Origin of the sequence: Ulvibacterium sp. (assembly GCF_028285715.1) — a bacterium.
Lineage (GTDB): Bacteria > Bacteroidota > Bacteroidia > Flavobacteriales > Flavobacteriaceae > Ulvibacterium.
The window spans coordinates 456,384-476,622 of the sequence record NZ_JANQOO010000021.1 but is presented as its reverse complement, the minus strand read 5'-3'; the positions used below and the strand labels follow the sequence as shown (position 1 = coordinate 476,622).

General features: G+C 42.9%; 17 protein-coding genes. 4 read left to right on the top strand and 13 right to left on the bottom strand.

The window, feature by feature from the left end; translation table 11 throughout:
• Positions 1 to 59: 59 nt before the first annotated feature.
• The 9 genes from lepB to udk form a co-directional block, all read right to left on the bottom strand.
• On the bottom strand, positions 60 to 1,760 hold the full coding sequence (gene lepB, locus Q0993_RS16025) for a signal peptidase I (RefSeq protein WP_299534902.1): 1,701 nt from the start codon (positions 1,758 to 1,760) through the stop codon (positions 60 to 62).
• Between the two features lie 112 nt (positions 1,761 to 1,872).
• Positions 1,873 to 2,574, bottom strand: coding sequence for a 4-hydroxy-tetrahydrodipicolinate reductase (gene dapB / locus Q0993_RS16020; RefSeq protein ID WP_299534900.1), 702 nt, complete (start codon positions 2,572 to 2,574; stop codon positions 1,873 to 1,875).
• A 3-nt stretch (positions 2,575 to 2,577) separates the two neighbouring features.
• Positions 2,578 to 3,231, bottom strand: coding sequence for a DUF5683 domain-containing protein (locus tag Q0993_RS16015; RefSeq protein WP_299534990.1), 654 nt, complete (start codon positions 3,229 to 3,231; stop codon positions 2,578 to 2,580).
• Entirely contained in the window at positions 3,224 to 4,129 is a 906-nt protein-coding gene (locus Q0993_RS16010) for a ParB/RepB/Spo0J family partition protein (RefSeq protein WP_299534898.1), read from the bottom strand. The genes Q0993_RS16015 and Q0993_RS16010 overlap by 8 nt, the downstream gene beginning before the upstream one ends.
• The gene (locus Q0993_RS16005; protein ID WP_299534896.1) at positions 4,129 to 4,902 is read right to left on the bottom strand and encodes a ParA family protein; all 774 of its coding nucleotides are present in this window, start codon (positions 4,900 to 4,902) and stop codon (positions 4,129 to 4,131) included. Before Q0993_RS16005 ends, Q0993_RS16010 begins: the two co-directional genes overlap by 1 nt.
• 160 nt (positions 4,903 to 5,062) lie before the next feature.
• Positions 5,063 to 7,213 carry a methylmalonyl-CoA mutase gene (gene scpA, locus Q0993_RS16000; RefSeq protein WP_299534894.1) on the bottom strand — a complete coding sequence of 717 codons (2,151 nt, stop codon included), beginning with the start codon at positions 7,211 to 7,213 and terminating at the stop codon, positions 5,063 to 5,065.
• Complete coding sequence (locus Q0993_RS15995) at positions 7,206 to 8,591, bottom strand: methylmalonyl-CoA mutase subunit beta (RefSeq protein WP_299534893.1); 1,386 nt, start codon at positions 8,589 to 8,591, stop codon at positions 7,206 to 7,208. Before Q0993_RS15995 ends, scpA begins: the two co-directional genes overlap by 8 nt.
• Positions 8,584 to 8,916 carry a septum formation initiator family protein gene (locus Q0993_RS15990; RefSeq protein WP_299534890.1) on the bottom strand — a complete coding sequence of 111 codons (333 nt, stop codon included), beginning with the start codon at positions 8,914 to 8,916 and terminating at the stop codon, positions 8,584 to 8,586. Before Q0993_RS15990 ends, Q0993_RS15995 begins: the two co-directional genes overlap by 8 nt.
• Positions 8,917 to 8,920: 4 nt before the next feature.
• The gene (gene udk / locus Q0993_RS15985; RefSeq protein WP_299534889.1) at positions 8,921 to 9,529 is read right to left on the bottom strand and encodes a uridine kinase; all 609 of its coding nucleotides are present in this window, start codon (positions 9,527 to 9,529) and stop codon (positions 8,921 to 8,923) included.
• 288 nt (positions 9,530 to 9,817) lie between these two features.
• Between udk and Q0993_RS15980 the strand changes: the two genes are divergently transcribed.
• From Q0993_RS15980 to Q0993_RS15965, 4 genes are all read left to right on the top strand, one after another.
• Positions 9,818 to 10,303 (top strand): acetyl-CoA carboxylase biotin carboxyl carrier protein subunit, encoded by a 486-nt coding sequence (locus Q0993_RS15980; RefSeq protein ID WP_299534887.1) that lies wholly within the window; start codon positions 9,818 to 9,820, stop codon positions 10,301 to 10,303.
• A 96-nt stretch (positions 10,304 to 10,399) separates the two neighbouring features.
• Positions 10,400 to 11,842 (top strand): acetyl-CoA carboxylase biotin carboxylase subunit, encoded by a 1,443-nt coding sequence (accC, locus tag Q0993_RS15975; RefSeq protein ID WP_299534885.1) that lies wholly within the window; start codon positions 10,400 to 10,402, stop codon positions 11,840 to 11,842.
• A 3-nt stretch (positions 11,843 to 11,845) separates the two neighbouring features.
• A complete protein-coding gene (locus Q0993_RS15970) occupies positions 11,846 to 13,387 on the top strand; it encodes an acyl-CoA carboxylase subunit beta (RefSeq protein WP_299534883.1) in 1,542 nt (513 codons plus the stop codon).
• A 125-nt stretch (positions 13,388 to 13,512) separates the two neighbouring features.
• A complete protein-coding gene (locus Q0993_RS15965) occupies positions 13,513 to 14,733 on the top strand; it encodes a multidrug effflux MFS transporter (protein ID WP_299534882.1) in 1,221 nt (406 codons plus the stop codon).
• Positions 14,734 to 14,821: 88 nt separating this feature from the next.
• Here the strand turns inward: Q0993_RS15965 and acs are convergent, their stop codons facing one another.
• The 4 genes from acs to Q0993_RS15945 are packed head-to-tail and all read right to left on the bottom strand — an operon-like array spanning position 14,822 to position 19,997.
• Complete coding sequence (gene acs, locus Q0993_RS15960) at positions 14,822 to 16,729, bottom strand: acetate--CoA ligase (protein WP_299534881.1); 1,908 nt, start codon at positions 16,727 to 16,729, stop codon at positions 14,822 to 14,824.
• Between the two features lie 34 nt (positions 16,730 to 16,763).
• A complete protein-coding gene (locus Q0993_RS15955; RefSeq protein WP_299534880.1) occupies positions 16,764 to 18,476 on the bottom strand; it encodes a sodium:solute symporter family protein in 1,713 nt (570 codons plus the stop codon).
• 29 nt (positions 18,477 to 18,505) lie between these two features.
• The gene (locus Q0993_RS15950) at positions 18,506 to 18,766 is read right to left on the bottom strand and encodes a DUF4212 domain-containing protein (RefSeq protein WP_299534879.1); all 261 of its coding nucleotides are present in this window, start codon (positions 18,764 to 18,766) and stop codon (positions 18,506 to 18,508) included.
• A 10-nt stretch (positions 18,767 to 18,776) separates the two neighbouring features.
• Positions 18,777 to 19,997, bottom strand: coding sequence for a hypothetical protein (locus Q0993_RS15945; protein ID WP_299534878.1), 1,221 nt, complete (start codon positions 19,995 to 19,997; stop codon positions 18,777 to 18,779).
• Between the last annotated feature and the right edge of the window lie 242 nt (positions 19,998 to 20,239).

Below are 20,239 nucleotides of genomic sequence, written 5' to 3'. Positions count from 1 at the left end.
CAAGGAATCTATTTCAGAACCGAGGAAAGATAAAACAATTTCTATGAAATATCCCTAGTTTAATCCGTGCTCTTCTTTCTCCTTTTTCTAAAGAAGTCGAATGCAAACCAAGCGCCCAGGACTACCAAGAACCATTTGAAATACGAATAGGGTTCTCCCTCACCATGAACCGTGGTAAAGACTCTATCCCAGCGAATTTTCCAGTTAGCCAGGCCATCAGTAAAATTCTCGATACTCATCCATATAAAAATTGGGGTTCCCACAATGTGGTCTTCAGGGACATAGCCCCACGCCCGACTATCTTCGGAGTGGTCCCTATTGTCTCCCATCATCCAATAGTAGTCCTGCTTAAAAGTATAGCTATCGGCCGCTTCACCATTTATTAATATTTGATTTCCGGACACTTCTATGGAGTTATGCTCATAATCTCGAATGATTTTTTTGTAAAGTGGTAGGCTTCTTAAATTTAGCGATATCGTCGTCCCTTTGGCAGGAATATAAATAGGCCCCATATTATCATAGTTCCAAGGATAATCCGGATTTTGGGGAAATAGATTTATCCCCTGCCTTCCTTTAGGTTCTATAACCTTTATAACCGAATCAATCCCGGAATTGTTTCTCAGCCTGATTGCCATTTCATCTGTTAAGGTTACAACCCTTTGCCTATCGGCAATTTCCTTCAAAGCCAACCGCTGTTGTCTTATCAGCGTGGGATCGATGCCTTTACTATCGGTCAAAATTTGAATCGGTTGGGATTTGTCGTAAACCCTATGGCCTGCATATTGCAAAGCCCTTTTTTGACCCTGAGTCAAAGACTGGGCTACGTACAACCTGTTAAACTCATTTATTCCTAAATCCGAAAGCAGTCTGGAAGACACCCCTTTTTGACCATAGGCCATATAATCGTACTGAGGTTTGGCCCTATCGGAAAGTTGTAGTTGTTTTCCATTTACATAGACAAAACCGTCGATTACGGCCAAAGAATCGCCAGGTACCCCTACACATCGCTTTACGTAGTTCGATTTTTTATCAATAGGTTTTTTAACCCCTTTTTCCTTTTTAAAGAAGACCCGGACCGTATCCGCAGGCCAGCTGAACACCACTATATCGTTGCGCTTTACCTTTGTAAAACCTGGTAATCTAAAATAGGGCAGTTGTGGTTTGTTTAAATAGGAACGGGTGCCGATCAAGGGGAGCGTGTCATGAACCATAGGGGCAGCAACCGTTGTCATGGGTGTCCTAGCCCCATAGTGATATTTGCTAACAAACAGAAAATCCCCCACACGTAGGGTTCTCTCCAAAGATCCCGTGGGTATTACATAGGGCTGAATAAAATAGGTATGTACTAAAGTCGCGGCCACAATAGCGAAGACTATAGAGCTTATCCATTCCCCAAGGCCGGTCTTGGGATGAAGACTTCGATCTTCCACATATTGAACTTCCACCGCGTAGTTTATATAGAAGATATAAAATCCCAAAGTAAGGATAACCAACCATGTCTCCAGGAGATTGTTCCTTCCAAAACTTCGGATGGTCTCTACCCAGATAACCGGAAACATCAACAGGTTAATTATAGGAATAAATAGTAAGAAGACCCACCATCTAGGTCGATTGATGATTTGCATCAAAACGATGGCATTATACACGGGAATGGCTGCTTCCCAAGCTTTTCTACCTGCTTTCACATAGAGTTTCCATGTGCCCAGAAAATGTATTACCTGTACAAGAAGAATAAAAATAATCCATTGCGATCCGTTCATAGAAAATAGTGTTAGTTGCTATTGGCTGGCTTAAAAATCAATTCTTTACATAAGGGTTCATGTAAAAGTATACACGAGGATACGTACTTTAAACTTGGAAAAGTTACATATCTTAACCTAGATTTAACACATCTTTCATGGAAAATATCCCTGTCCTTCCCAAAATCCATTCAGCCGCGATAACCGCGCCTAGGGCAAATCCTTCCCTATTGTGTGCGGTATGGCGTATTTCGATACTATCCACTTCGCTGTGATATGACACCGTATGTGTGCCGGGAACCGCATCTATTCTTTTTGACTTGATGGGTATGGTTTTCTTTCCATCATCGTCCAGCTTCCAATCCTGATAGTCCGTATTTTCTATTATTCCCTTGGCCAAAGTAATAGCCGTGCCGCTTGGAGCATCCAGCTTTTGGGTATGGTGTATTTCCTCCAATGCTATTTTGTATTCCTTGAGATTGTGCATCATTTTGGCCAGATAGGTATTTAGTTCAAAAAAAAGGTTGACACCCAAACTAAAATTGGAAGCATAGATAAAGGCTCCATTTTTATTATGGCATAAATCCACGACTTTGTCATAATCCATTAACCAACCTGTTGTGCCAGAAATAATGGGTATCCCATGTTCCAAACAACTACATATATTACCAAAGGCGGAGTCAGGGGTGCTAAAATCAATAGCTACTTCCATGTCGGAAAAGTCAATATCCGTTGTTCCTATATCAACTTTGGTGGTGATGACATGCCCTCTTTGCAGGGCTATTCGTTCTATCATCTTGCCCATTTTTCCGTATCCGAACAATGCGATTTTCACAAACTAAAACTTAATGGTTAAGGCCAACCCATAATTGGGGTCGGTGGTAATTGGATTTAGATCGATATAGGGTTGTATGTCCAAATCAAAACTTAAATCATCATCAATATTGTATTGCTTTAGGTGCGCGTCTACATTGGCATCTACAACATTAAGAGCGTAAAGGAGAATGGTAATCAAAAGGGCCAGATCCCGGTCGCGTTGAAAACGTTCTTGGGCATCCTCAAGGGCATCATCCGAAAAATCGGGATTTCCAGGGTCTATCCCGCTTCCATCAAGATCATAAAATTCATCATCGGTGAAACCCGCCCGTCTTCTTTTAAAGGCAGCCCTGAAACGATCGTAGCGTCCATCGTTGAAGGTATAGGCGTAAATACCCGTTCCAATGGCCGCGTATACAATGGGAACCTTCCAATACCTTTTATTATAAACTTGTCCCAGGCCTGGCAGCACGGCCGAATAAAAGGCAGCTTTGCTGGGAGCCAATGGATTTATGCGTTTTTTTTCGGTTACCAGGGTGTCCATTACCATAACACCTTCCTCTTCCAAATCCATTTTTAGGGAATCCACTTCTTGATTCTCAAGTTTCTTTTCTTGTGCGGAACTTATTGTCGCGGCAAGATTGAAAAAAATAACTATGATAAGGGTTCTATTCAACAAGAATCAATTTTTTAAGCCGATCAAGTTCTTCCTTGGTATGAAAAGGAATGATAATCTTCCCTTTGCCGGCCTTTGATGCATTGATAATTACCTTTGCCGAGAGGTGATCCGTAAGTTCCTGCGTTAGGTCCTTTGCAAAATCGGGTATTTCAATGGGCTTTTTATTTAAGTCGTTGGCTATATCCTTACCTTCATGATATGCTCTTACCGCTTTTTCCGTATCCCTGACCGACAGATTTCTTGAAACTATTTTTTCATACAAAGAAATTTGGTCCCTTTTCTTATCAATATTGACCAATGCCCTTCCATGACCCATGCTCACAAATCCATCCCGAATCCCAGTCTGGATTATGGGATCTAGACGTAAAAGGCGTAAATAATTGGTAATGGTAGAACGTTTTTTGCCTACCCTGTCACTTAACCTTTCCTGGGTTAGTTCAATTTCATCGATCAATCTTTGATAGGAAAGGGCAATCTCAATAGGATCTAGGTCCTGACGCTGAATGTTCTCTACCAGTGCCATTTCCAGTGATTCTTGGTCGTTTGCAATACGGATATATGCCGGAATAGTGGCCAGACCTATCATTTTGGAAGCCCTTAACCTTCGCTCCCCAGAGACCAATTGGTACGCATTGAAACCCGATTTGCGCACGGTGATGGGTTGTATTACACCTAATTCCTTGATGGAACTTGCCAACTCTTTTAAGGTGTCATCGTTAAAATTAGATCGCGGCTGGAAAGGATTTACCGTAATAGTTTCCAAATCCAATTCCACGATGTTCCCAACGACCTTATCCGCGTTTTTGTCGGATGCCGATTGTATGTCATTTTCGGGATCTTTGAGCAGTGCGGACAATCCTCTCCCAAGAGCCTGTTTTTTTGTCGCCTTAGCCATTATACGGTTTCCATATTTTTCTTCACCAGTTCATTGGCCATATTGAGATAGTTGGCCGCGCCTTTGCTACTGGCATCGTATTTAATGATACTCTCACCATAGCTTGGTGCTTCACTGAGTCTAACGTTGCGTTGTATGATGGTATCAAAAACCATATCCGCAAAATGTTTCCGTACTTCTTCCACTACCTGATTGGAAAGGCGCAATCTTGAGTCGTACATGGTTAGTAGCATCCCTTCGATATCCAAATCAGGGTTATGTATCCTCTGTACGCTCTTAATGGTGTTGAGCAATTTTCCAAGGCCCTCCAGGGCAAAATACTCACACTGGATGGGAATAATGACCGAGTCGGCCGCCGTTAAAGCATTCAAAGTCAATAGGCCTAGTGAAGGCGCACAATCTATTAGAATGTAATCATAAGTGTTTCTGAGATCCGAAATTGCCTGCTTGAGCATATATTCCCGATCTTCTTTATCGACCAACTCAATCTCTATGGCCACCAAATCGATATGGGCCGGAATCAAATCCACATTGGGCGATGACGTTGCCAAAATCGTTTCGGATGCATTTTTGGTATGCTCCAGAAGTTGATATGTGCCAAAATCCACCGATTCCACCTCAATTCCCAATCCAGAAGTGGCATTGGCCTGTGGATCTGCATCTATGAGCAAGACTTTTTTCTCAAGAACCCCCAAAGAAGCCGCTAAATTGACCGTAGTGGTGGTTTTCCCAACCCCGCCTTTCTGATTGGCAATAGCAATAATCTTCCCCATTATATCATCATAAATTAGGGGTTAAAAATACGATTATTTCATCGACCAGAAAATGTATTTTGTTAACACAAGGTGAATAACTATGGTACTTTGCGTTAAAGTTGGTTAAATTGGGTCAGTCTACCGAATCTGGGCATCAAACCGAATCCAATTTTAGCGTTTAGTCGAGCAATATCTCCAAAATCTGTATGGCCGCATCGCTAATTTTAGTTCCAGGTCCAAAAACGGCCACCGCCCCGGCATCAAATAAGAATTCGTAATCCTGATGGGGGATTACCCCACCGACGATTACCATAATATCTTCCCTACCGTGGCCTTTAAGCTCTTCCAAAACTTGGGGGACCAAGGTTTTGTGACCGGCCGCCAAAGAAGAAACACCTAAAATGTGAACATCGTTTTCAACGGCTTGTTTGGCGGCTTCGGCCGGAGTCTGGAAAAGAGGACCAATATCCACGTCAAATCCTAGATCGGCATAACCGGTAGCTACCACCTTTGCTCCCCTATCATGGCCATCTTGTCCCATTTTGGCAATCATAATACGTGGTCTTCTACCATCTTTTTCAGCAAATGTATCGGCCATTTCCCTGGCCTTTTTGAAACTCTTATCGTCTTTTATCTCCTTTGAATACACACCTGTAAATGTTTGGATTTTTGCTTTGTACCGCCCAAATGCGGTCTCCAGGGCATCACTGATCTCTCCCAATGTAGCTCTGGCTTTTGCTGCTTCTACCGCCAAAGCCAATAAATTGTTTTCTTGCGAGGTTTCTTGGGGATTGAATTTTCCTTTGGCAGCTTCCGTCAATTTTTCAAGTGCTTTTTCCACAGCGAGGGTGTTCCTGTTTTTTTTGAGTGCTTCCAGGCGCTCTATTTGCTGTCTTCGTACCTCGGCATTATCAACTTCCAGAATCTGCAAGGCATCCTCTTCTTCGAGCTGATATTTATTGGTGCCTACAATGATATCCTGTTCCCCATCAATGCGGGCCTGTTTTCTCGCGGCTGCTTGCTCGATGCGCATTTTTGGAATACCTGCCTCTATAGCTTTGGTCATTCCACCCAGTTCCTCGATTTCTTCAATGAGCTTCCAAGCCTTATTTGCCAAATCATGGGTAAGACTTTCCACGTAATAACTTCCTCCCCAGGGATCCACGGTCTTGGTAATTTTGGTCTCTTCCTGTAAAAAGATTTGGGTATTCCTGGCAATTCTTGCAGAAAAGTCCGTGGGCAGGGCAATAGCCTCATCAAGGGCGTTGGTATGTAGGCTTTGGGTACCGCCAAAAGCAGCGGCAGCGGCCTCTATTGCCGTACGGGCTACATTGTTGAAGGGATCTTGTTCCGTAAGGCTCCATCCACTGGTTTGACAATGGGTACGAAGCGCCAAGGATTTTGGGCTCTGCGGATTAAATTGTTTTACCAATTTGGCCCATAACATCCGGCCGGCCCTCATTTTGGCTATTTCCATAAAATGGTTCATCCCAATAGCCCAAAAGAATGAGAGCCTGGGTGCAAATTGGTCAATGCCTAACCCAGCCTTTAGCCCTGTCCTAATGTACTCAAGACCATCCGCCAAAGTATAGGCCAACTCAATATCCGCTGTGGCTCCAGCCTCCTGCATATGGTAGCCGGAAATACTTATGCTATTGAACCGGGGCATATGTTTACTGGTATATTCAAAAATATCGGCAATTATTTGCATAGAAGGGGTAGGGGGATAAATGTAGGTATTCCGAACCATAAACTCCTTTAAGATATCATTTTGAATGGTGCCCGCCAATTGCTCTGGTTTTGCGCCTTGCTCCTGTGCTGCCACAATGTAAAAGGCCATAATGGGAAGTACGGCTCCGTTCATGGTCATGGAAACGGACATTTTGTCCAAAGGAATACCGTCAAAAAGAATTTTCATATCCTCAACGGAATCTATAGCCACTCCAGCCTTGCCCACGTCGCCCACAACACGCTCATGGTCACTGTCATAACCCCTATGTGTAGGAAGGTCAAAAGCCACCGATAATCCTTTTTGACCTGCGGCTAGGTTTCGTCTGTAAAAGGCATTACTTTCCTCGGCCGTGGAAAAACCGGCATACTGTCGTATGGTCCAAGGTCTTCTAACATACATCGTAGAATACGGTCCCCTTAAATTAGGAGCGATACCGGCAACAAAGTTCATATGCTTCAGATTCTCCACTTCCTTTTTTTCGTAAATCGGTTTTAAGGGAATATGTTCCGCTGTTTCAAAAACATCTCCTTTTTCAAGATTGTTTTCCGGTACTGGAATTTGTTTTAATTCCAAATGTGCCATTGCTCTTCTATTCATCACTTAACCTTTTTTGTTCGAGGGATTCCGCTAGACGTTTTTCCAAGATTGGCTCTATCAAAGTTTTACGTTTGTCCGTCTTTAGAAAGGGATAAAGTTCCATAGCCTCTTTCATATGGTCTTGATCGTTCTGATATTTATTGGTGCCCAATAGTACCTCCTTTCCTTCATCAAAAAGTGACTGCTCCTTTTCCGCACTTTCCCTTATCTTCTTTTGAATAAGATGTTCTTTTAATTGTCTTAAGAATCCACCACCGGCTTCAACCGATTTGAAGCGCTCAAGGGCCTTTTCCGCCAATTGATAGGTGAGGCTTTCAATATAATATGAACCATCCGCAGGGTTGGCTACTTTCTCAAAATAACTTTCACCCTTTAAAATCAACAATTGATTCCTTGCTATTCGTTCGCCAAATTCGTTATCCTTATGAAAAATACTATCATAGGAAAGATTGCATACTGCATTGGCACCTCCTAAAATGGCCGACATACTCTCCGTAGTCGTACGGAGCATATTTACATTGTAGTCGTACAAGGTTTTGTTTCTCTTCGTAGGAAAGGCCAAAATATGGCAATCGGCTTCTATTCCATACTCTTGGGCCAAGGTTTTCCAAAGTAACCTAAGTGCCCGTAATTTGGCTATTTCAAAGAAATAATTGGTTCCGATACTAACCTTAAAAACAAGACTCGGCAATTCTTTATCCAATTCCTTGAAGAAATTGAGATATTCATTGACATGTGCCAGGGCGTAGGCCAATTGTTGCACTTTATCGGCCCCTGCATTTTGATATAATGAGATGTCGATTCCTAGAATGCTTATGTTTGGATTTCCCTGAACATAGTCATGAACTTCCTTTAAAATCTGGTAATCCTTGTCCATGGAATGGTACCAATTACCGGTTCTTGCCAGATTCCCAATAACATCTAGGTTAAGAAAGATTTTTGCCTTTTTTTCGCCTATGTAATCTATAAGGGACTTCAAATACTTTGCCGAAAGAAAAGTAAACCTAAGATGAATAGGAACTTTCTCCAGATCAATATTCGCCAGTAAATCACTGATCAATATGGTTTCTGAAGGTATGGTGATTAGCAGGCATTCCGCGCCACGCTCCAAGACTTCGATCGCCTTTTGGTTTGCAAGGTTGGAATCCCGGGCATACAAACTTTGGGTAATGTACCATTTTTTTGGAGGTCCCGAAGCACTTGGAATGACCCCTTCAACATCTTCGGAATGGTAAAATGGTTTTACATTGATACCCTCTGGCGATTTCCAAATCAAAGTTTCGTTATAGTCCGCACCTTTTAAATCTACCTGGATTTTTTGTTTCCAAGCCTTGGCCGACACGGGGTCAAACTCATCGAACAAATTCGCGTTACTCATCTTTATTGGTTTTAAGGCTATCTTCATACTCTATGAGATAGATTTCTTCATTTTTCTTCTTGAGGTAATATTGCTCACGTGCAAATTTTTCCAGCTCTTTAGGGTCGGACAGTTTTTCTATAATTTTTTTGTCCTTTGCGATTTCCTCCTGTAAAAACTCTTGCTGTTTTTCCAATTTTTTAATTTCCTTTTTTAGCTCCATGTGTATCAAGAGTGAATTTGTATCGAAGAACAACATCCAAATCACAAATACGGTGAGCACTAAAACGTAAATATTGGTCAGCACTCCGAACCATTTTTTCTGCTTAAGTTCTTTTAGGCCCATAATGCTAAACTAATTTTTCATTGATAATAGTCCGAACGATGTCTACGGCCACCGTGTTATAGTTATTGTTCGGTATTATGATATCCGCATACTCTTTTGTGGGTTCAATAAACTGATCGTGCATCGGTTTTATGGTAGTCTGGTAATTGGTCAAGGTCTCGTTCAGATTCCAACCTCTTTCATTTACATCACGTTTCAATCTACGGATCAGTCTTTCGTCGGAATCGGCATGTACAAAGATCTTTATATCGAACATTTCCCGGATAGACGCATTTGTCAGTATTAGGATGCCTTCCACAATGAGTACTTCACTAGGGTTTACCGTAACGGTTTCCGTTGTTCTGTTACACTCCAAAAAAGAGTATACCGGCTGCTTAATGGAAGAGCCGGTCTTCAATAATTTTAGATGTTCTTCCAACAATTCGAAATCTATGGATTGTGGGTGGTCAAAATTGGTTTTTTTCCTTTCTTCGATACCCAAATGGGAAAGGTCGCGATAATAGGAGTCCTGGGAAATAATGCCCACTTCCCCTGAAGGAAGTTCATCAATTATTTGATTTACCACAGTGGTCTTACCACAGCCTGTACCCCCCGCTATTCCAATGATCAACATGCGTTTTGGTTTTAATCCAAAAATACGGATTTGGTGCTAAAGCAACTATTTCCCTTGAATTTTTCCGCATACAAGATTAGCACCTTCTTTTGTATAAAAACATGATAAATTTCATGTTCCCAAGCGTTTTTTCAGGATACTTTTGTGCCATAATGTGAAGTGCCGATTTGAACAAGTGGAAATTTGGTAAGAGTTGTGGACAGCGAAAAAAAATAAGGATTACTTAACTTAAGAATTTTTAATTTGGAATATAAATTAACGGAAATTAAACTCTAAATGACCATGCCTATGGACAATGCATTTAAGGTAACGGTAAACGAGAATCTTGCGTTTGACCTTACCGATGAGGATATCCAAAAAGTGGATGCCCTCCGTACCAGTGGGACCCAGTACCATATTCTTCAGGGGAACAGACCTTTTTCAGTCGAAATTGTAGACTCCGACTTCAATCAAAAGACATACGAAATAAAAGTAAACAACAATTCCTATGCTGTACGTATTGCCGATAATTTGGACCTTTTGATCAACGATATGGGCTTTTCCTTGTCGTCGACCAAGGATATCGGTTCCATTGAGGCTCCTATGCCGGGCCTAATTTTGGAAATTAATGTAAAGGAAGGTCAGGAAGTAAACGAAGATGATCAACTTTTGATTTTGGAGGCTATGAAAATGGAGAACGTAATTACCTCTCCAAGGAACGGGGTAATCAAATCCGTGGCTGTAAAGCAAGGGGATGCGGTGGAGAAAAAACACTTACTCATTGAATTTGAATAACTGGAATATGAAATGAGCCATACTACTTCTTGGTGCCAACCGAGATGTTGATTGGTGAATTACATCTGACCGTATTAAAACAATAAACATTAACAGATGAAAAAAATATTAGTAGCAAATAGGGGAGAGATAGCGATCAGAGTTATGAAGACGGCACAGAAAATGGGTATCAAGACTGTCGCCGTTTATTCTGTTGTTGACCGAAATGCGCCTCATGTTAGATTTGCGGACGAGGCGGTCTGTATTGGGGAAGCACCTTCCAATCAGTCCTATCTAAGAGGCGATAAGATTATTGAAGTGGCGAAAAATTTGGATGTTGACGGCATTCACCCCGGATACGGATTTTTGAGCGAAAATGCTGATTTTGCAGAGGCGGTGGAAAAGAACAACCTTATCTTCATTGGCCCCAAATCCAAGGCTATTCGAGTTATGGGAAGTAAGCTTGCTGCAAAAGAAGCGGTAAAACAGTATAATATTCCTATGGTCCCAGGTATTGATGAGGCCATAACCGATGTAGAAAAGGCCAAGGAAATCGCGAAGGAAATCGGTTTCCCCATTTTAATTAAGGCATCTGCCGGAGGAGGAGGAAAAGGTATGCGGATCGTGGAAAAGGAAAAGGATCTGGAATCGCAGATGAATAGGGCCATTAGTGAGGCCACTTCGGCCTTTGGCGATGGTTCCGTGTTTATCGAAAAATATGTAACCTCTCCTAGACACGTGGAAATTCAGGTAATGGCGGACAGTCATGGAAATATCCTGCATTTTTTTGAAAGGGAATGTAGCATACAACGTAGGCATCAGAAGGTTGTAGAGGAGGCTCCTTCATCAATTTTAACCCCCGAACTAAGGGCCGAAATGGGGGATGCCGCAGTTAAAGTGGCCAAGGCATGTGACTATCTTGGTGCTGGGACCGTGGAATTCCTTATGGATGCGGACCACAACTTTTACTTTCTGGAAATGAATACACGGCTACAGGTGGAACACCCTGTGAGTGAAATTATCGCTGGGGTGGATCTCGTAGAGTTGCAGATCAATATTGCCAGAGGGGAAGCACTTCAAATTAAGCAGGAAGATTTAAAAATACATGGGCATGCCCTGGAACTTAGGGTGTATGCGGAAGACCCGTTGAACGATTTTCTGCCTAGTGTAGGGACTTTGGAAACTTATAAATTACCAACAGGTGACGGAGTCCGAGTGGATAATGGTTTTGAGGAGGGAATGGACGTTCCCATTTACTACGACCCTATGCTTTCGAAATTGATTACCTATGGTAAAAACCGTGAGGAGGCCATTCAACTTATGATCAAGGCAATTGAGGATTATCATATCGAAGGGGTTCAGACCACCCTACCTTTTGGGAAATACGTATGCGAACATGAAGCCTTCCGTTCAGGAAACTTTGATACCCACTTTGTGAAGAATTACTATTCCCCGGAGGCGCTAAAGGAAAGCACTGAGGAGGAGGCCAAAATAGCCGCAATCATGGCATTGAAACAATACAAGGAAGATCAAAAAATACTAAGAACACCAATACATTAGATTATGGATCCAAAATTGGAAAAGTTAAAAGAAAGAGTGGCCCTCGCACATTTGGGTGGAGGTCAGAAACGGATAGATAAACAACACCAAAAGAAAAAACTGACGGCTCGGGAGCGTATAGACTACTTACTTGATGAAGGTTCGTTTGAGGAAACTGGGGTTTTGGTAACGCATAGAACCACGGACTTCGGCATGGACAAGGAGATTTATTTTGGCGATGGGGTGGTTACAGGTTATGGAACCATTGATGGGCGATTGGTCTATGTGTATGCCCAGGATTTTACTGTTTTCGGTGGAGCTCTGTCCGAGACACACGCAGAAAAAATATGCAAAGTCATGGATTTAGCCATGAAAGTAGGGGCGCCTGTTATCGGACTCAATGATTCGGGTGGAGCCAGGATTCAGGAAGGTGTGAAATCCTTGGGGGGATACGCGGATATTTTCTTTAGGAATGTACAGGCCTCGGGTGTGGTACCGCAGATTTCGGCCATTATGGGCCCATGTGCCGGCGGTGCCGTATATTCACCGGCCATGACCGACTTTACGATTATGGTAGAACAAACAAGCTACATGTTCGTTACAGGTCCCAATGTGGTAAAAACGGTTACCAATGAAGAGGTAACGGCAGAGGAACTGGGAGGGGCCACTACCCACGCCGTAAAATCCGGGGTGGCGCATAAGACCTCTACAAATGACGTAGCCTGTCTGGAAGACGTTAAGAAGCTGTTGAGCTATTTGCCTCAAAGCAATAAGGAAACCCCAGAAAAATTGCCTTATGAATTGAAAGAGGAAGTACGTGACGTGCTCACTGATATTGTTCCCGATAATCCTAATAAGCCGTATGATATGCATGACGTAATCAACGGCATAATCGATGAGGATTCCTTTTATGAAATCCATAAGGATTATGCGGAGAACATTATTGTAGGATTTGCCAGATTGGGCGGTCGAAGTATTGGAATCATTGCCAACCAACCCATGTTCCTCGCTGGTGTTTTAGGAGTCAAGAGTTCCCGAAAAGCATCGCGTTTTGTTCGTTTCTGTGACTCTTTTAATATTCCTATGTTGGTGTTGGAAGATGTGCCAGGGTTCCTGCCTGGGACCGATCAGGAATGGAACGGTATCATTGTTCATGGAGCTAAATTGCTATATGCCTTTAGCGAGGCCACGGTGCCCAGGGTTACCGTTATTACCCGAAAGGCTTATGGTGGGGCCTATGATGTGATGAATTCCAAACATATTGGGGCCGACTTTAACTATGCATGGCCAACCGCGGAAATCGCGGTTATGGGAGCCAAAGGTGCCAGTGAGATTATTTTTAGAAGGGAAATCGCGGCTGCGGAAGACCCTGCGAAAAAACTGGCAGAGAAGGAGGCGGAATATGCGGATAAGTTCGCCAATCCCTACCGGGCGGCCAGACGTGGCTTTATCGATGAGGTGATTCTTCCTAAAAATACCAGAAGGAAATTAATCAAAACCTTTGCCATGCTCGAAAACAAGACTGTGGAACCGCCCAAAAAGAAACACGGGAATATTCCCTTGTAAACTGGATTGATTTCGAGATTTGAGGCCTCGGAGGTTTTTGGACCTTCGGGGCCTTTTTTTCAATTTAACAGAAAATTCAAATGTTTTTTGAATTACAATAGGAGGCATATACCTAATTTTGCCCAATGCAAAATAAACCGGAAAAACCTGATTTTGAGTTTTTGGTTCTAATGGCTTCCCTGATGTCTATTGTGGCCTTGGCCATCGATGCCCTGTTACCGGCTATTTCAGAGATAGGGCAGTCTATAAAGAGCTTCAATGCAACCGACAATCAGATGCTCATTACCATGATATTTTTGGGTCTGGGTGTGGGCCAGTTGTTTTTTGGCCCGCTATCGGATTGTTATGGTCGAAAGCCGATTGTTTATGCGGGTTTTACTCTTTTTGCCGTTGCAAGTGCAGCCTGCGTTTTGGCCCCTTCCTTGGAAATCATGGTTTTGGGGCGAATCTTGCAGGGTGTTGGACTTTCCGCACCTAGAACCATTGCTATTTCCATTATCCGCGATACCTACAAAGGAGATTATATGGCCAGGGTAATGTCTTTTGTTACCGCTTTTTTTATTTTGGTTCCCATAGTGGCACCTGCTATCGGGAAATGGATACTGGATGCATTTGGGTGGGAGGCTATCTTTTATATACAATTATTTTTTGCCCTGGTGGTGGGTATATGGTTTTGGAAACGTCAACCGGAGACTCTTAAGCCGGAATATAAAATCCCTTTCTCCAATCATGTTTTTGTTGATGGGCTAAAGGAGTTTTTAAAATTCCGGGAAACCATTGCCTTTACGTTCACCTCCGGTTTGGTTACTGGTGCATTTTTGGTATACTTGAGCGCATCCCAACAAATATTTGAATCCCAATATGGCCTAAAGGACGCTTTTCCCTATATCTTTGCCGGCTTGGCGATTTCAATAGGGCTTTCCACGTTTCTAAATGGGGCCCTTGTGATTCGTTTCGGAATGCGAAAATTAGCACTCATGGCCCTTATGGCATTTTGTGCAATCGCCCTGCTTTATGTTTTTATTTTTTGGAATAAGCCCAATCCAGGAGTTTTTGTTCTGGTTGCCTTTTTATCTTTTCAATTTTTCTGTTTGGGATTCTTATGGGGCAATTTCCGGTCCATTGCCATGGAACCCGTAGGCCATATTGCCGGAATTGCAGCCGCTATCAATGGTTTTGTTTCAACACTACTTGCCATACCCATCGCGACGTACATAGGAGGTTTTGTTGTGGATTCGGTTTGGCCCCTTTTTGCCGGTTTGGGAATTTGTGGACTGATTTCCCTAGGCATCATGCTTTGGGTACGAAAACCAAGGAGCATCGTTGCTAGAGGATTGAGCCGATGAACCTGCTATGGTTGGTCTGAACGCAGTCAAAGACACTCCGCCATTTTATGTTGCTAGAATCTTTAATGTCTATAATGGAAATTTCCAATTAAAGTACATTCTCCATAATCTCATCTACCACTTCAGGATTTAATAATGTACTGGTATCTCCTAAATTAGAGGTCTCCTGGCTCGCTATCTTGCGCAGTATTCGCCGCATAATCTTACCACTTCGTGTTTTGGGAAGCCCTGATACAAATTGAATTTTATCTAATTTGGCGATGGGGCCGATTTGTTCCGTAATCTGTTGGTTAATTTCCTTTCGAACATTCTCTCGATCCCTACTTTCACCAGTCTCCTTTAGCATAACATACCCATATAGGGCGTTGCCCTTTACATCATGGGGGAAGCCCACAATGGCAGATTCTGCCACCGCGGGATGTTCATTGATGGAGTCTTCTATAGGTGCAGTTCCCAGATTGTGACCCGAAACAATGATGACGTCATCTACCCTGCCTGTAATACGATAGTAACCTACTGCATCCCTATGGGCACCGTCGCCGGTAAAGTACTTGTTCTCATAGGCCGAAAAATAGGTGTCCCGGTAGCGCTCGTGATTTCCCCAAATGGTCCGTGCCATGGAAGGCCATGGGAATTTGATGCATAATCTACCATCTACTTGATTGCCCTGGATTTCTTTGCCTGCCTCGTCCATCAGGGCAGGTTGTATCCCTATGAAAGGGAGCGTGGCGTAAGTAGGGGTAGTCGGGGTAACATAGGGAATAGGAGAAATCATGATACCTCCTGTTTCCGTTTGCCACCAAGTATCTACAATGGGACTGTGTTTTTTGCCCACATTGTTGTTGTACCAATGCCAGGCCTCCTCATTAATCGGTTCTCCCACGGAACCAAGTACTTTTAAACTGCTTAGGTCGTATTTTTCCACAAAGTCCAAATTCTCCTTGGCTAGGGCCCTAATAGCTGTTGGGGCCGTATAAAATTGGGTTATTTTATGCTTTTGCACAATTTCCCAAAAACGACCAAAATCCGGGTAGGAGGGAACCCCTTCGAACATGACGGTGGTTGCACCGTTGGCCAATGGCCCATAAAGAATGTAGGAGTGACCCGTAATCCAACCAATGTCGGCGGTGCACCAAAAGATATCATCTTCCCTATATTGAAAAATGTTTTTGAAGGTATAGGCAGTGTATACCATATAGCCGCCACAGGTGTGTACCATTCCTTTGGGCTTGCCCGTAGAGCCCGATGTGTATAAGATAAACAAAGGGTCTTCCGCATCCATAATTTCGGCTACTAAATCGCCATAAGCGTCATCTAGAAGGGGTTGTATCCAATAATCGCGATTTTTTTGCATATGAACTTCAGTTCCGATACGCTTTACCACCAAAACGGCCTCCACACTTGGGCAATCTTCGAGTGCTTTGTCGACAATGCCCTTTAAATCGATCGTCTTCGCACCGCGATAGGAACCGTCCGAAGTAATGACCATTTTACAATCGGAGTCATTGATTCGGGTAGAGAGGGCATTGGAAGAAAATCCTGCAAAAACTACAGAATGAATTGCACCAATACGTGCACAGGCTAAGACCGCAACGGCCAATTCCGGTATCATAGGGAGATAAATACAAACCCGATCTCCTTTTTCGATACCTTTTTCCTTCAGTACATAGGCCATTTTACTGACCCTTTTGTGCAGTTGACGATAAGTTATATGTTCGGCTTTTTCATTCGGGTCATTGGGCTCAAAAAGAATAGCGGTCTTATCACCCCGGGTAGGCAAGTGTCTATCGATACAGTTTTCCGTAATGTTCAATTTTGCACCTTCAAACCATTTAATCTCCGGCTTTTTAAAATCCCAGTGCAAGACGTTGTTCCATTTTTTTCGCCATACAAAATGCTCTTCGGCAATCTCTTCCCAGAACCCTTCAGGGTTACGTGTGGATTTTCGATAGACTTGGTAATATTCCTCTAAATGCTTAATGTGATAATTGCTCATGCGTACTTCAGATTTCTTTTAAAAATAACAAAATTTAATGATTGGATGCCGCTCCAGCCCCACTAGGAATTCTTATATCCTCAACAATTTCCTGAACCTCATCCGGGGGTTCAGGGGTAAGCTTGTTGATGATGATGGAAACAACAAAGTTTACTATCATGGCCACGCTTCCAAAGCCTTCCGGGGAAATACCGAACCACCAATCTTTTTCAAGATCGGCTACTGCAACTTTTCCCCCATCAAAAATGCCAAACTTGAATTTTAGCATGTAGAACAACATTAAGGATATGCCTACCACCATACCGGCGATTGCCCCTTCCTTGTTCATTTTTTTGTAAAATATGCCCAAAACAATGGCAGGGAAAAAAGATGCTGCAGCCAAGCCAAAGGCCAATGCCACTACGGCAGCTACGAACCCCGGGGGATTGATGCCGAAATAACCGGCAATTACCACAGCTAAGGTCGCTGCTCCACGTGCAGCCCAAAGCTCCCCTTTATCGGAGATGTTTGGGAGAAACACTTTTTTGATCAAATCATGGGAAACAGAGGACGAAATCACCAAAAGCAATCCTGCTGCGGTAGAGAGTGCAGCTGCCAGGCCCCCAGCGGCCACAAGGGCGATTACCCAAGCTGGAAGATTTGCTATTTCGGGATTGGCCAGGACCATGATATCATTGTCTATGACCAATTCGTTAGCCTCTTTGTCAGCGAGATATTGAATCTTCCCATCCTGGTTTTTATCATTAAAAGTTAGTAATCCAGTGCCTTCCCAATTCTTGAACCACGCTGGCATATTTTTGTATTCTTCCTCATTGACTGTGTTGATAAGATTCGTTTTGGCAAATACCGACACGGCAGGGGCGGTAGTATACAAAATCGCGATAAGCAATAACGCCAGTCCTGCAGATTTTCGCGCATCCTTTACGCGCTTTACCGTAAAAAAGCGCACAATAACATGGGGAAGCCCTGCAGTACCGACCATTAAGGCCAATGTTATCATAAATACATCCATCACTGATTTCTTACCTTCGGTATATTCGGCAAACCCAAGTTCCGTGGAGAGACCATTTAATTTTTCCAAGAGATACAAACCGGAACCATCATTTAATTTAGATCCCATACCCAATTGGGGAATAGGGTTTCCTGTCATCTGGATGGAAATAAAAATAGCGGGCACCATAAAGGCAAAAATGAGTACGCAGTATTGGGCGACTTGAGTATATGTAATGCCCTTCATTCCCCCCAGGACCGCGTAAAACAGTACAATGACCATTCCGATGACCACACCTGTGTCGATATCAACTTCCAAGAAGCGGGAAAAGACAACACCTACACCTCGCATCTGTCCAGCCACATAGGTAAAGGAGACAATAAGGGCACAAACAACCGCAACAATACGAGCCGTCTTTGAGTAGTAGCGATCCCCAATAAAGTCAGGAACCGTAAACTTCCCAAATTTCCTTAAATAGGGGGCTAGCAATAGTGCAAGAAGTACATAACCGCCCGTCCACCCCATAAGGTAAACCGAGCCGTCATATCCCGCAAAGGCGATAATTCCGGCCATTGAAATAAACGATGCCGCCGACATCCAATCCGCAGCCGTGGCCATTCCGTTCGCAAGGGGGGATACACCGCCCCCGGCAACATAGAAATCTTTGGTTGACCCCGCTCGGGACCAAATGGCAATACCAATGTATAGGGCAAACGTGATTCCTACTAAAACATACGTCCATACTTGAACACTCATAATTTTGAAAGTTTAGGTTGGTTAGGGTTTTAGGTGTCGTATCCGTATTTTTTGTCTAATTTGTTCATCAACCGTACGTAGATGAAAATGAGGATTACGAAGATGTAGATCGAACCTTGCTGCGCGAACCAAAAACCGAGTTTAAATCCTCCGATTTGTATGTTATCGAGCACATCTTTGAATAAAATTCCGGCTCCATAAGAAACTAGGAACCAAATGGATAGTAGTATGAAAAGATACCTTACATTTTCCTTCCAGTAGGAAGATGCTTTTTTTTGTCTTTCTTTCATAATCGATTCTTTATAAATATATCATTGCTTGCAGCGTAACGGTACCCAGTTTGTCATCACCAAAGCTTTCATGCCTGTATTCCAAAGTAAGCTTGGAATTATGTCCGCTGAAGTAGGTGTTGGCCCCAATACCAAATATAGTCCTATTATTTTCAAAAGCATCATAGGTGTTTAGGGCGTAGGACGCGTATGGTTGAAATCTTGTTTTTAAAACTGACCCGGGAAGCAAGTAACCTAAATGCCCATAAGCCATGTTTCCGGTGCCATAGGCCAGAAAAAAATAATCTTCACCATAGTCGTTATGTTGATATGTGGCGTAGGCGGTAATTGCACTACCGTCATCTCCCCAAGGTGCATCATAAAAAGCATCTACCGCAAAAATCCTGACATCTTCGGGCTCTAGTACACCGTTTACATCTGCCCGTACGGAACCTGAAGGATGGGTAAAAAAACCGACGCCAAGATTAAAAATCCGCTTTCCACCCAAATAGGTACCTACTTTATAAGGCAAAATATCGGATTCCATATCAAAAAAACTATACTCAAAATATCCCGAAAAAACCTTACCTGAGTCGGCCGAACCTAATAATCGCTTTCCGGCATACACCGCACTTCCACCATTTTGTGGGTCCCTATCGTCCAAACCGTTCGTGATGGCATCATTTATTGCCACTCTATATTGCAGTTTCCCCAAACTTCCCTTGGCATAAATTCCCAGATGACGACCAAATTGGTCGGATAGCCCGACCGTGGACCACGATTGCCTGTTGTTATCCAAGGTCATAATATTAAGGGTACTTTGATTGTTGAGCCTTGAAATTCCGTTGAAATAGTGAAGTCCAGCTCCCACTGAATGCCTTTTTCCTAAATTGTATTGTGCCCACACTCCATGAAAAAAAAGTTCGGAGGCGTCTGATAAACCGGTTGGACTCATTGAATTACTGTTTAAGTTATTGAGACCAAAATGGGTCAGGATCAAGAATTTTTCGTTGATTTGGGAGAACATCAATATTCTGGCCCGTGCCAAGTTAAAGCTGGTTTGCTCCTCTTCATCCGACGCCTGTCCATTGTAAATGGCCTGTACCTGCGCCCAAGAAATGATTCTGAGGTACTTTTTGCCATTTTCATCAAATGCGATATTTAGTCCGCCTTCATAATCTGGGGAGCCTTGTGAAAAGGTGGAACCAAATGTTCCAAAAACGATAAGGCATATTAAGAATCTACACGTCATTGGTCAAGTTGGTAATGTGTTTTGAATTGCGATTTATTAGTGGTAAAACACTTTACAATCTATGATACAATTCACAAAAAACCTAAAAATTTTCGCTCTAATGAAGGTTCACATAATTCAATATTTTTATATGCTTTATTTCTCTTATTGTCAATGGTTTATAGGTAATTTGAAGAAATAATGAAATGACTGGAAGGCACGGAAAAAATTGAATATTGAGGATTGCTTTCCAAAAATCCAAA